The 11,685-nt window shown below is 45.9% G+C and carries 13 protein-coding genes and 1 tRNA gene; 9 read left to right on the top strand and 5 right to left on the bottom strand.

What is annotated here, in order from left to right; translation table 11 throughout:
• The first annotated feature begins 6 nt into the window (after positions 1 to 6).
• The 8 genes from ACKPCE_RS11610 (at position 7) to ACKPCE_RS11575 (ending at position 5,980) form a co-directional block, all read left to right on the top strand.
• Positions 7 to 1,413 (top strand): nitrogenase component 1, encoded by a 1,407-nt coding sequence (locus ACKPCE_RS11610; RefSeq protein WP_319505302.1) that lies wholly within the window; start codon positions 7 to 9, stop codon positions 1,411 to 1,413.
• A gap of 25 nt (positions 1,414 to 1,438) precedes the next feature.
• Positions 1,439 to 2,584: a nitrogenase cofactor biosynthesis protein NifB gene (gene nifB / locus ACKPCE_RS11605; RefSeq protein ID WP_319505301.1), complete on the top strand. Its 1,146-nt coding sequence runs from the start codon at positions 1,439 to 1,441 to the stop codon at positions 2,582 to 2,584.
• A gap of 5 nt (positions 2,585 to 2,589) precedes the next feature.
• Positions 2,590 to 2,715 carry a hypothetical protein gene (locus ACKPCE_RS11600; RefSeq protein ID WP_319505300.1) on the top strand — a complete coding sequence of 42 codons (126 nt, stop codon included), beginning with the start codon at positions 2,590 to 2,592 and terminating at the stop codon, positions 2,713 to 2,715.
• 66 nt (positions 2,716 to 2,781) lie between these two features.
• A complete protein-coding gene (locus tag ACKPCE_RS11595) occupies positions 2,782 to 3,090 on the top strand; it encodes a (2Fe-2S) ferredoxin domain-containing protein (RefSeq protein ID WP_024995539.1) in 309 nt (102 codons plus the stop codon).
• A complete protein-coding gene (locus tag ACKPCE_RS11590; protein ID WP_319505299.1) occupies positions 3,087 to 4,208 on the top strand; it encodes a hydroxymethylglutaryl-CoA lyase-like TIM-barrel protein in 1,122 nt (373 codons plus the stop codon). The genes ACKPCE_RS11595 and ACKPCE_RS11590 overlap by 4 nt, the downstream gene beginning before the upstream one ends.
• A 45-nt stretch (positions 4,209 to 4,253) precedes the next feature.
• Positions 4,254 to 4,919, top strand: coding sequence for a molybdate ABC transporter permease subunit (gene modB / locus ACKPCE_RS11585; RefSeq protein ID WP_027318273.1), 666 nt, complete (start codon positions 4,254 to 4,256; stop codon positions 4,917 to 4,919).
• 4 nt (positions 4,920 to 4,923) lie between these two features.
• Positions 4,924 to 5,604: an ABC transporter ATP-binding protein gene (locus ACKPCE_RS11580; protein WP_319505298.1), complete on the top strand. Its 681-nt coding sequence runs from the start codon at positions 4,924 to 4,926 to the stop codon at positions 5,602 to 5,604.
• Positions 5,576 to 5,980 carry a NifB/NifX family molybdenum-iron cluster-binding protein gene (locus ACKPCE_RS11575; protein WP_024995536.1) on the top strand — a complete coding sequence of 135 codons (405 nt, stop codon included), beginning with the start codon at positions 5,576 to 5,578 and terminating at the stop codon, positions 5,978 to 5,980. Before ACKPCE_RS11580 ends, ACKPCE_RS11575 begins: the two co-directional genes overlap by 29 nt.
• Positions 5,981 to 5,989: 9 nt before the next feature.
• Here the strand turns inward: ACKPCE_RS11575 and cobC are convergent, their stop codons facing one another.
• The 4 genes from cobC to cobU are packed head-to-tail and all read right to left on the bottom strand — an operon-like array spanning position 5,990 to position 8,861.
• Positions 5,990 to 6,517, bottom strand: a complete 528-nt coding sequence (gene cobC, locus ACKPCE_RS11570; protein ID WP_277638278.1) for an alpha-ribazole phosphatase — start codon at positions 6,515 to 6,517, stop codon at positions 5,990 to 5,992.
• Positions 6,518 to 6,522: 5 nt separating this feature from the next.
• Positions 6,523 to 7,281, bottom strand: a complete 759-nt coding sequence (gene cobS / locus ACKPCE_RS11565) for an adenosylcobinamide-GDP ribazoletransferase (RefSeq protein WP_034782503.1) — start codon at positions 7,279 to 7,281, stop codon at positions 6,523 to 6,525.
• Positions 7,281 to 8,321, bottom strand: coding sequence for a nicotinate-nucleotide--dimethylbenzimidazole phosphoribosyltransferase (gene cobT, locus ACKPCE_RS11560; protein WP_277638277.1), 1,041 nt, complete (start codon positions 8,319 to 8,321; stop codon positions 7,281 to 7,283). Before cobT ends, cobS begins: the two co-directional genes overlap by 1 nt.
• Before the next feature lie 27 nt (positions 8,322 to 8,348).
• Positions 8,349 to 8,861: a bifunctional adenosylcobinamide kinase/adenosylcobinamide-phosphate guanylyltransferase gene (cobU, locus tag ACKPCE_RS11555; RefSeq protein ID WP_319505297.1), complete on the bottom strand. Its 513-nt coding sequence runs from the start codon at positions 8,859 to 8,861 to the stop codon at positions 8,349 to 8,351.
• A gap of 121 nt (positions 8,862 to 8,982) precedes the next feature.
• On the opposite strand from cobU, the gene ACKPCE_RS11550 reads away from it, so the two are divergent.
• A tRNA-Gly gene (locus ACKPCE_RS11550) sits at positions 8,983 to 9,055 on the top strand.
• 491 nt (positions 9,056 to 9,546) lie between these two features.
• Here ACKPCE_RS11550 and ACKPCE_RS11545 read toward each other — a convergent pair.
• Complete coding sequence (locus ACKPCE_RS11545) at positions 9,547 to 11,355, bottom strand: MutS-related protein (protein ID WP_319505296.1); 1,809 nt, start codon at positions 11,353 to 11,355, stop codon at positions 9,547 to 9,549.
• Positions 11,356 to 11,685: the final 330 nt, after the last annotated feature.

Raw genomic sequence — 11,685 nt, 5'->3', positions numbered from 1 at the left:
AACGTTATGCAATCGACAACAGAAAATAAAAAAACGCCCTATGCCTCTTCACGCAATGCGTGCAAACTTTGCGCACCACTAGGTGCCTCTGTGGTATTTAAGGGAATAGAAGGTTGTGTACCTATGATACACGGATCGCAGGGATGTGCCACTTACATTCGCCGATATATGATAAGCCATTATAAAGAGCCGGTGGACATTGCTTCGTCAAACTTCAGTGAAACAACCACTATTTACGGAGGTAACCGGAATTTTATCGAAGGCATAAACAATGTTATCAGGCAATATAGTCCCCAAGTAATAGGCATAGCCACAACTTGTTTGGCCGAAACAATAGGTGAAGATGTAAACGCACTTGTAGCCGAATACAAACAAGCAAATGAAGAAAACCCACTGCTGCCCGTCTTTATTCATGCCTCAACACCCAGCTATCAGGGTAGCCACATGGATGGGTTTCACGAAGCAGTATACGCCGCTGTAGCAACACTAGCCGACACAAATACAAAGAGCGGTGCACACATCAATCTCTTTCCGGGTTTTGTTTCGCCGGCCGACTTACGTAACCTCAAAGAAATGCTCACAGTATCGGGCATAGAATACGTCTTGCTGCCTGATTATTCCGCCTCGCTCGATAATCCTTTCTGGAAAGATTATCACTTAGTACCCGAAGGCGGAACACCGCTCAATCACATCAGGATGACGGGAGGTGCCAGAGCCAGCATCGAGTTGGGCACCATACTCAACAAGGGAGCATTGACTGGACGAATTCGCAAAACAAAAACAATCACCACTGCCGGTGAATGGCTTGAAGAACACTGCGACGTACCCAATCACAGAATGAGAATGCCTATCGGAATTGATGCGACAGATCATTTTATTGAAACCATTGAAACCATTTCGGGTAAGAAGATTACTGAGAAATACAAACTCCAGAGAGGACGACTGGTAGATTCGTACATCGACGGGCATAAATATGTATTCGGCAAAAAGGCAATTGTCATTGGTGATGAAGACATGGTGTCGGGTCTGGTTTCTTTCCTGAGCGAAATAGGTATTATTCCTGTTATCGTAGCCTCGGGTGGCGAAAGCGGTCTTTTAAAAGAAGAGATAGAAGCCGTAGTCGAAGATACATCACACATACAAGTGATGAACGGAGCCGATTTTGAATCGATACGCGAAGTAATTCGGGAAACAAAACCCGATTTACTAATTGGAAGCAGCAAAGGGTATTACATTGCACGCGAACTAGGCATCCCGTTAATTCGTGTAGGATTTCCCATACACGACCGCGTAGGCGGCCCTCGCATGGAACATCTTTTTTATTCCGGTGCCCAGCAATTATTTGACAGGATAGTGAATGCTTTGTTGGAATACAAACAAGAACATTCGCCTATCGGCTACAAATACATGTAATTGATCATTAATAAAACAAAGAATCATGGTTAAAGTTATTACAAAAAACGATATAGCGAAACATCCTTGTTTCGATGTGGAAGCCAGGCATACACATGCACGCGTTCACCTTCCCGTTGCCCCCCGATGCAACATTCAGTGCAACTATTGCAACCGGAAATACGATTGTGTCAACGAAAGCAGACCGGGAGTAACCTCTTCCGTACTGGATCCGTTTAAGGCGGTAACTTATCTGAAAGAACTAAATAAGCACATCCCTAACATTTCTGTAGTTGGCATAGCAGGACCCGGTGACCCTTTTGCTAACCCCGACGAAGTGCTGAAAACTCTCCGGGCCGTAAAAGCCGAATTCCCGGATAAAATATTCTGCCTGTCGACCAACGGACTGAATTTAGAACCCTACATTGATGAGATCGCTGCTTTAGACGTAACACATGTCACCCTCACCATCAATGGCGTACGAACCGATATAACCTCAAAAATATATCGCTGGGTCAGATACAACAAGAAAGTATATCGGGGAGAAGAGGCCGCCGCCTTGTTATTGGAAAAACAATTGGCTTGCATTCCCTTGCTCAAGGCCAAAGGCATAACGGTGAAAATTAACTTCATCATTATTCCGGGTATCAATGACCACCATATTGACGAAACGACCCGGGTAGTAAAAGGGTTGGGAGCAGACCTCATCAATTGCATGCCACTGATACCAACGGCCGGTTCTAATTTTGAAGATATGCCGAAGCCCGACCAAAAGATGATTTTCCGTGTACGTGCCGAAGCCAAACACCACCTGCCCATCATGACACATTGTGCCAGATGCCGGGCCGATGCAGCCGGACTCTTGGGGCAAGACATGAAAGAGGCTTATACCATTCTGCAACAAGTATCATCAAGTGTTGAAACAGGGGAAGAAAGCAGACCTTATGTAGCTGTGGCAACTTACGAAGGACATCTGGTTAACCTCCATCTTGGTGAAGCCAAATCTGTTTACATCTTCCGCCAAACACCTAATGGATTCCAATACGTAGAAGAACGTGAAATGCCCGATAAAGGAGGAGGCGATCAGAGATGGATTGATGTAGCCAGATTGTTGATAGACTGTCGTGCCATACTCGTTGCAGGGGTCGGAGAGAATCCTGCTTCATTCTCAAAGAATGCGGCATCCGTGTAGTACAGATGACCGGAATGATTGACGAAGGACTTGATGGGATATACAATAACCTGCCCATACGCAGCATCAAGAAAGCAGATGCTTTTCGCTGTGGTAGCGGCTGTAGCGGAAACGCACAAGGTTGCGCCTGATCAACACGGCAAACTATCATACAACACTATCATTCATAAAGTACTAACAAATTAAAATCTGACAAAATGAAAAAGCCCAATTACCACATTCTAGTATGCAACTCTTTCCGACTGAGTGGAGAGGCACAAGGAGCCTGCAACAAAAAGGGAGCATCGTCTCTGCTGCAATACATCATGGAAGAATGTAACGACAGAGGACTCGACGTGGCTGTGTCGACTACAGGCTGCTTAAACTTATGCTCGCAGGGACCGGTCATCGTTGTTCATCCGAATAACTTCTGGTACGGCTGCGTAGAAACAGAAGAAGCAATAGACGAGATCCTCGATGCACTCGAAGAAGGAGAGGCTTGCGAAAAATACCTGATTTCAGAATGAAACCTCTCCAAGCACATATTATTGATACTACACTGCGTGACGGCGAACAAGCCGCCGGCGTAGTGTTCTCATTGGAAGAGAAGCTGAAGATTGCCGGCTTACTCCACAACGCCGCTGTGCCCGAAGTAGAAATAGGCACGCCCGCCATATCAACAAAAGAAAAGGAAAACATCAAAACATTGGTTGGTGCGGGTTTCTCTTTCAAATGTCTAGCCTGGTGCAGAGCTTTGCCGCAAGACATTGACCATGCGGCGGAAACAGGAGTACAAGGTGTACATATCTCGTTTCCCGTTTCTTCCATTCACCTGCGTGCTTTGGGAAAAAACGAAATATGGGTGATCACACAGCTCAAAGAAATGCTCAATTACGCAGCCGGCCGATTTGACTACGTAACAATAGGTGCACAAGATGCTTCCCGAAGCGGTCCCTCTTTTCTGACCGATTTCATTGGTCATGCCATGCTTTACGGAGCAGCACGCATCCGCATAGCCGATACGGTTGGCATTCTGAACCCGCTAAGCGTTGCATCGCTGTTTGGCAAGCTAAAAAAAGAATATCCGGCGGTTCCTTTTGAATTTCACGGACACAACGATTTGGGCATGGCAACCGCCAATACGGTCGCCGCTTTATTGTCGGGTGCCGATGCAGCCAGCGTAACTGTTAACGGATTGGGCGAAAGATCGGGAAATGCCGTACTCGAAGAAGTCATCATGGCACTTCAACTTAGCTCCCGTATTGAAACCGGTATTCAAACCCGATACCTAACGGAACTATCGTCTTTTGTGCAGCAAGCTTCCAATCGCAGCCTGTCTGATATGAAGCCCATTACGGGCAAATACGCCATCAGTCACGAATCGGGCATACACACGCAATGCTTGCTAACCGACAGAAACACCTATCAAATTATTGATGCGTTAAGTGTAGGCAGGAGCGAGGAACCATTTGTTTTCGGTAAACATAGCGGCAGTAGGGCCTTGTGCAGTTTCCTATCATCAAAAGGCTGCAACCTGACGGAACGCGAAAGCATCAAGATGCTCAACGAAGTAAAGAAGACGTCCGACAAACTAAAACGTTCCCTCACCGAATCCGAGTTACTTGGGCTGTACAAACATCGGTAATTTTTTAACCCGTCGATATCTTTTCAATTTATAACGACAACAAATATGGAGAACGAGTTTATAAGCACACTACTTACAACCGGAAAACTGGCAAGTCTTACCACAATCATTCTGCTGGTAACAGGCCTGCCGATTGCTTATTTTCTGGCATTTTCGCGTTTTCGGCTCAAGGCAGTTGCAGAAGCCCTGATCTCTATGCCTATGGTGTTACCCCCCACCGTACTGGGATTTTATATACTAGTAGCCTACAGTCCGCAACATGCCTTTGGTAAAACACTGGAAGAATGGTTTGATGTGCGACTGGCATTCAGCTTCACCGGTATACTCATTGCCAGCATACTCTGCTCATTACCCTACATGATACAGCCCTTACAAAACGGTCTGTCCGCACTACCCGTTAGTTTGCGCGAAGCATCATATACCATGGGTAAATCGGCCACAACCACTTTTTTCAAAGTGCTTTTGCCCAACATACGAGGAAGCGTAATCACGGCAGTTGCCATGACCTTTGCCCATTGCATAGGCGAGTTCGGCATCGTTTTAATGGTAGGCGGTAACATGCCCGGCGAAACCCGGGTAGCCTCTATCGCTCTGTATGATGAAGTGCAGGCGCTGAACTACAGTGCCGCCAATCAATACGCATTGATTCTATTTCTCATTTCATTTGTCATACTGACGGTAATCTACAGTATTAACAAAAAAACAAACTGAACACATGAAAGAATCTATCTACATTGACGTACGAAAAGAAATGACCACTACCGAAGGCAAAAACATGCTGAACATCCGGAGAGAAATTTCCGGCGGCGACTTTATCTGCTTGGTGGGGCATTCGGGATCAGGGAAAACTACATTACTCCGAATACTTTCCGGACTACTCACACCCGACGAAGGAGTGATACGAGTAGGCGGCAAAACTTGGTTTGACTCCACCGCCCGCATCAACCTCAAACCCCAACAACGAAGCATCGCCTACATGTTTCAAGACCTGGCACTCTTTCCCAACATGACGGTGGCGCAAAACATAGGCTATGCGCAACATGCACACAACCCAAGTCATATAAACGAACTGCTGGATATTTTCGGAATGAAAGGACTGGCAACACAGAAACCCGGCAAACTATCGGGCGGACAAAAACAACGGGTAGCATTGGCAAGAGCATTAGCTTCTTCCCCGCAGATACTACTGCTCGATGAGCCGCTGTCATCCATTGATCAGGAAATGCGTGAGGCATTGCAAAGCGAAATACTCAAGGCGCACGAATACCTCAACTCAACCAGCATCATGGTTACACATGACCTGCCCGAAGCCCGGCGCATGGCCAATGAGATTATCAAAATTAAAAACGGACTAATAGTAGAAACAGATGAAACTGATCATACCTGTATACGATAACAAACTGATTGCCGAAGGATTTAACAAGACTACCCACGTATGCATATTTGATCCCGAGGCCTCTGATGCAGAAACCTGCTGTTTTATTCCCTGGCGCACCATTATACCGCCCGGAAGCAAAATTACCAAACAGATGAAAGAAATGGGAATAGCGGCTGTACTAACCTCACAAATTCAGCTGCTTGCCCTCAACCTTTTTGTTGAGAACGGCATACAAGTGTATAAAAGTAGTGGAACAGATTTAACACAAAACCTGCTATTGTACAAGCAAAACAAATTGCATCCATTCACCGTGACTGACGCCATGGAAAGCAGTAACCTCTGTTCGGGCACGTGCGACAGTTGCACGTCCGACGAGAGCAATTGCAAGGAATAAAAGGAGTGATCAAAGGTTAATACGCACAATGCCTCCATAAGGAGTAAGAGAACTGAATGCCTCTTCAAACGGAACCACACCGGCGTACACCTGTGCGCATATCAACACACCTCCGTGAGCAAATAAGGCAACACGTTCGTAAGGCAATACGCGCAGTTCATCCAGAAACTCGGCTACACGTTTGTATTGATCCTTGAAAGATTCACCACCGGGAACAGTTACGTGCATAAAGTCTTTATACCATTCCTGCAAACGCGGATCACGTATTTCATCGTAATGCTTCATTTCCCATTCGCCGAAGTTCATTTCCATCAGTCGGTCGTCACGCAGGGCAGAGGAATATCCGCAATAATTAGCCAAGTGCACACAACGAGACAGCGGACTGGTGTACACCCCGTCGAACGTTAAATCCTTTATTTTCCGGGAAACGACTTCTGCCTCTTCTTGAAAACTATCCTTCAACGGAACATCCGTTTGTCCGTAACAGGTGTGTGGCGGTACATCCACCGAGGTATGTCTGATTAGATATATTTCCATAATGCTTAAACAACGTAGTAATGATATAGAATGTTTATTCCCAAATAAAAGTTCAGTTCGCACAACAAAAATGCCGCACCACAGCAATCGCCCGTATACCCTTGTAACTTCCGTTTCAGGAACACAATGAGCAAGGCAATCGTAAGAAGTGAAAACAGTGCGGCTGCTACATATTGATAAGGCAGAAACAAAACAGCGGGCAAGACGCCGGTCAGCAAAGCAAAGATAAAAGTCCCTACCGACATTTTATTATACACCACCTTCGCTTTACTGTCTTCCTCGCGCCGGGCATAAGGCAAGAAATTGACGAGCTGTGCCGCAGAGAACTTTCCCCACGGATCACCAGCCAGCACCGCCGCACAAGCCAACGGAAGAGGTAATGCATGCAACAGCGAAAAGAGCAAAGCGAAATAAACAACGAGCCCCGTTACCCCGTAGCTCCCGATAAACGAATCCTTCATGATGGCCAAAATCCGCTCACGCGAAGTGCCACCACCCAAGCCGTCGAAGAAATCCGCCAGTCCGTCTTCATGCAAACAACCGGTAAGCAATAGCCGTCCCGCTAGGGCTAGTATGACAGCCACGGAGTAGGGAAGTATTTGAGCCGACAACCACAACACCGACGCCAATACCCCTCCCGTTAACCAGCCCGCCAAAGGCCAATAGTTAACCACCGTTTTATAACATTCGGCCGGCACCTGCGCCAAGCGCCAGAAAGGTAAACGAGTGAAGAAGATAAAAGCCGCCAGTATCCGATAGCCCATTATTCAAAGTATTTAGTCACTGCCGCATGGGCAAAATTATCCATCTCATTAATCATCCTCACCGCCGAATCAATAAGCGGATAAGCACAAATAGCACCAGTACCTTCACCCAGACGTAAACCCATGTTTATTAAGGGGTTAACATTCATGGCATTAAGTAACAGTTTATGTCCTGTTTCATCACCCTGATGACCAAATATGGCATAATTCAGTACGGCAGGATAAAACTTGGAAGCCATCAGCATACAGTTAGTCATAATGAAACCATCCACCAAAATAACCATATTCAGTTCCGCCGCCTGCAACATAGCGCCCACGGCCATGACCATTTCCAGTCCGCCGAAATAACACATCACATCTTCTGCCGCACCGTTACCCGTATATCGTTCAAGCGATTGCTTCAACACACTGTACTTGCGTTGCACCCCCTCACTGCTTAGTCCGCTACCGGCCCCCACACATTGCTCCAACGGAATTCCCGTGAGGCATGACATCCACATGGAAGAAGGAGACGTGTTACCAATGCCCATTTCGCCAAAGCTAATGACATTGCACCCTTCACTGTGGCACAGTCTCACTACTTCCGCACCACGTTCTATACACAAATCGGCCTCCTCACGAGTCATAGCCGCTTCATACAAAAAGTTTCGGGTTCCCTTGCGCACCTTGAAATCGATGATTCCCTTTCCGGCAGGGAAATCATAATCGACCCCTGCATCTACAATCTTCAGTTCGAAGCCATGCTGACGACAGAAGAAGTTGACCCCGGCACCACCGCGAAGGAAGTTACTGATTTGTTGCCAGGTAACCTCTTTGGGTGAAAAGCTCACCCCTTCGTCAACAATGCCGTGATCGGCAGCAAAAATAATATTTTGAGGATTACGTAATGCGGGTTCGAGCGATTGCTGAATCAGTCCCACCTGCAAAGCCAGTTCCTCCAGTCGCCCCAGCGACCCTTTAGGTTTGGTCAGGTTGTTGATTTTGTCTATTAAAAGCGGACGGATTGCTTCGTCGGGTTTATGAATTTGAAATGTTTTCATTCTTGTTCTATTTTGAGTTTGCATAGATTATTCTTTCACGTTGACCGGAATGCCCGACACCATAAGCACCACTTTATCTGCCCGTGCAGCAATGTACTGATTTACCCACCCTTGCAGGTCGGTGAATTTCCGTTGAATTTCATTTTCCGAAGTAGCTCCCATGCCAATTTCGTTGGTCACAAAAATAAAAGTAGCCTCTTGGCTCACCAGCTTATCGAACTCCTCCTTCACCGCTTGCAAAGTCTTGTCAACATCAGCCTGCAGGTCAAAAAAGAAATTGGTACACCACAGCGTCACACAATCAATCAGTACCACTCGGTTAGTCAGCGAATGACTGCTGAGCCACTTTTCCTCCTCCAGATTAGTCCACTCGGGTCCCCTGTCGCGCTGATGCCGAAGCACACGTTGCTTGAATTCATCGTCCCAAATACGGGCCGTGGCTAAGTAGACCGGATTATCAGACAACGTAAGTGCCAGTTTCTCAGCGTGTTTACTTTTTCCGGAGCGTGCCCCACCGGTTATCAATATGATTTGTTTCATGTATTATCTTACTAATATCGGAAGCAAAGGTAGTATTTTTACTTGCATTTTTTTGGTTAAAATGCGTATTAATTCAAATATATACTTACCTTTGCATCGTTTTAATAGAGTACATAGCGCTGCGGCAGTAGCTCAGTTGGCAGAGCATCAGCTTCCCAAGCTGAGGGTCGTGGGTTCGAATCCCATTTGCCGCTCAAGTGATTATCAGGCATTTACAGTGATTGTAAGTGCCTTTTTTCATTCTTCGCTGCCCAACGCCTACATAAAAAGTATAAAAAGAAGTATCACCAAGTATCACCAACCTTGTAACAACTTGATAATCAGATTATTATGTGTGACACTTGGCTAAAAAAAAGTGTCACCAAGTATCACCAAGTATCACACTTATTTTTCAAGTATACATTACATATAGAAAGAGTAAATAGCAAATTATATATAAACAAAAATGGCGGTTTTAATCTATTTATTTGCTCGTGCGGAAAAGCTGTGTACATCCGGGTGTACAGGTACTATACACGGGGGTGTATAAAGTTTGTAGATCCGGGTGTAGGAGAGGTATACACCCGGGTGTATACGGAATTTGTAAACCGTCAATTTTATAAACACAAAGCACCTGTTTATGCAAAACATTATTTCAACAATGGACTTTTTCAAGCACCACGAAAAAAGGCACATTTCGTGTCCATTAAGCGATAGCAATACCCATCTTTTTCATCAGAAAGCATGCATTCATGTTTTGCGCAACCCCTTCTCTTATTTGATAGGAGAAGGTTAATTCATTATGGGTTATGTCGGCCTCAAAGCAATAGTTCTTAATTTGTCCCGGATACACATCGGCCAACGTCCCTAATTGAAGGTCGTGCGTAGCAATGATGCCGTTTACCTGCAAAGTCATAAATTGTTTAATCAATGCCAGCGAACCTTTCTGCTTATCGATAGAGTTAGTTCCTTTCAGTATCTCATCGAGAATGATAAACAGTTCGTCGCCCGCCAACCTACGATCAATGATGCTTTTCAGGCGCTTCAACTCTGCAAAGAAATAAGATTCGTTTTCATTCAGCGAATCGGTTGTTCGCAAACTCGTAGCCAGTTGGGCGGGGTAGACCTCCATCTCATCGGCCCACACAGGGAAACCGGCACATGCCATCAGGTAGTTAACGCCCACCGTGCGCAGATACGTACTCTTGCCGGCCATGTTGGCACCTGTTACCACCAGGAAAGCCGGCTGGGCGGTGATGCACACATCATTTCGCACGCATTTGTCACGGCGCATTAGCGGATGCCCCATAGCGGTTGCCTTCATGCAAAACGTATCGACAGCCACGCGAGGGTACACATAATCGGGATGATTGTAGGCAAAAGTGGCCAGTGAACAATACGCATCCATCTCGCCCAGCGCATCGAGCCAGTCGGGCAGTTGCGAAGCGTGAGCTTCTTTCCATGCCTCGATGCGCATCATCTGTCGCAGCTCCCAGAACATAAGTCCGTTGAGCACAAAAGCAACCAAGATATTGTTGCGCTGATCAAGTCCGTTAAGCAGTTTGCTCAATTTATGCACCGCCAGGCAGGCCGAATGATTGCCTTGTTTGAAACGCAATTGCAGTTGGCCAAGATTGGCAGTACGGAACGATTGATTTTCAATGAGCTCTATCAGTTTGGAATAGGTGTTCAGAATTTGCATCTTCGCACCGTAAACCGACTGTATTTTGGTGATGTTTCTGGAATAAATAGTACTTGCCAACGCAAAAATAACGACTTGCAACACAAAAAGACTGGCAGGGATGACATCTAGCAAGAGTAGGGACAGACTGATTGCATTAGCCACAGGTATTAAAACAGAAAGCAGCTTCGGCACTCTTTTTTGGTAATACCGCGAAGGCGATTGCGCCCATTGTCTGATTTCATCCTCATCGGCCAGCTTGCCTTTATAAAGCAAACCCAGCACGCGAAATTTCTGTCGGAAAACCCGATTGGCAGTCAGTTCCTGAACAGCCTCCTGCCTATTAATGATGGCCTCTTTTTTTAGCAGCGGGTGCTTCATCCACTCGGCCAGAGTCAGTTCTCCGCGACGAATCACCGTACGGTTAAGCGACTGGAAAAGAGAGGAGTTACCAAACAAATCGAGGTCGTATGAATAGCTGTGCGCCGGGTCAATAAACTCTTCGCCCGCATTGAATGCTGAAAAGTCGTAGCCAAGTGCCTGCAACTCCTGCGCATTGACTTCCGCTTTCTTTTCGAGGTAATCTTTCTTATAGAAACAACGGTTGTGAACCTTGACAAGGTATAAAAAGGCAACAAGAAAAAGCAGCATAACAGGCACAACTACCACGGCACCCAAAGGCCATGCATACACTGTAGCCACGACCCCTCCGGCAAAAACCGAAATTCGTAAAAGAGCAATGCGGTATATCTGCTGTTTGGCCGAGGCAATGCGTTGTTGCGTTTCTAGCAGCTGTGACCGATAGGTCGATTCTATTTCCGGTAGAGAATTCATGGTATTTTGTTTTGGGCGTAAATGTAGCATTATAATGTGAAACAGCCAAAACCAGGCACATAAGATGCTTGATTATCAAATAAAGCACTAGAAAAAGAAAAAGCCACCCTCACGGGCAGCTTATCCTTTTGTTAACCTTAAAATCTAATCCTATGAAAAAAAACTATTCAAATATAGGCATAATTTGATTATCAGCAAATTACAGATGCTTTTCAGATGGAAATATAACAAGGTTTAAATCTATTATCATCCTGTTAACAATACAAGGTATTTGTGTTAACGATTAACATTACCAAGCGTAAGAATAGGCATTGCCTAATGCATTGCAGC

Source organism: Bacteroides graminisolvens (genome assembly GCF_963666085.1).
GTDB lineage: Bacteria > Bacteroidota > Bacteroidia > Bacteroidales > Bacteroidaceae > Bacteroides > Bacteroides graminisolvens.
Note: the sequence above shows the minus strand (reverse complement) of the source record. Positions and strands in the feature narration are given on the sequence as shown.

Bases quoted from the DNA above. Each gene is read 5' to 3' on its own strand.
- ACKPCE_RS11600 (WP_319505300.1), top strand. From the start codon at position 2,590: ATGACCGGAATGATTGACGAAGGACTTGATGGGATATACAATAACCTG.
- ACKPCE_RS11590 (WP_319505299.1), top strand. From the start codon at position 3,087: ATGAAACCTCTCCAAGCACATATTATTGATACTACACTGCGTGACGGC.
- cobS (WP_034782503.1), bottom strand. From the start codon at position 7,281: ATGGGCTATCGGATACTGGCGGCTTTTATCTTCTTCACTCGTTTACCT.
- cobU (WP_319505297.1), bottom strand. From the start codon at position 8,861: ATGAAACAAATCATATTGATAACCGGTGGGGCACGCTCCGGAAAAAGT.
- modB (WP_027318273.1), top strand. From the start codon at position 4,254: ATGGAGAACGAGTTTATAAGCACACTACTTACAACCGGAAAACTGGCA.
- cobT (WP_277638277.1), bottom strand. From the start codon at position 8,321: ATGAAAACATTTCAAATTCATAAACCCGACGAAGCAATCCGTCCGCTT.
- ACKPCE_RS11610 (WP_319505302.1), top strand. From the start codon at position 7: ATGCAATCGACAACAGAAAATAAAAAAACGCCCTATGCCTCTTCACGC.
- nifB (WP_319505301.1), top strand. From the start codon at position 1,439: ATGGTTAAAGTTATTACAAAAAACGATATAGCGAAACATCCTTGTTTC.
- ACKPCE_RS11580 (WP_319505298.1), top strand. From the start codon at position 4,924: ATGAAAGAATCTATCTACATTGACGTACGAAAAGAAATGACCACTACC.
- ACKPCE_RS11575 (WP_024995536.1), top strand. From the start codon at position 5,576: ATGAAACTGATCATACCTGTATACGATAACAAACTGATTGCCGAAGGA.
- ACKPCE_RS11595 (WP_024995539.1), top strand. From the start codon at position 2,782: ATGAAAAAGCCCAATTACCACATTCTAGTATGCAACTCTTTCCGACTG.
- ACKPCE_RS11545 (WP_319505296.1), bottom strand. From the start codon at position 11,355: ATGAATTCTCTACCGGAAATAGAATCGACCTATCGGTCACAGCTGCTA.
- cobC (WP_277638278.1), bottom strand. From the start codon at position 6,517: ATGGAAATATATCTAATCAGACATACCTCGGTGGATGTACCGCCACAC.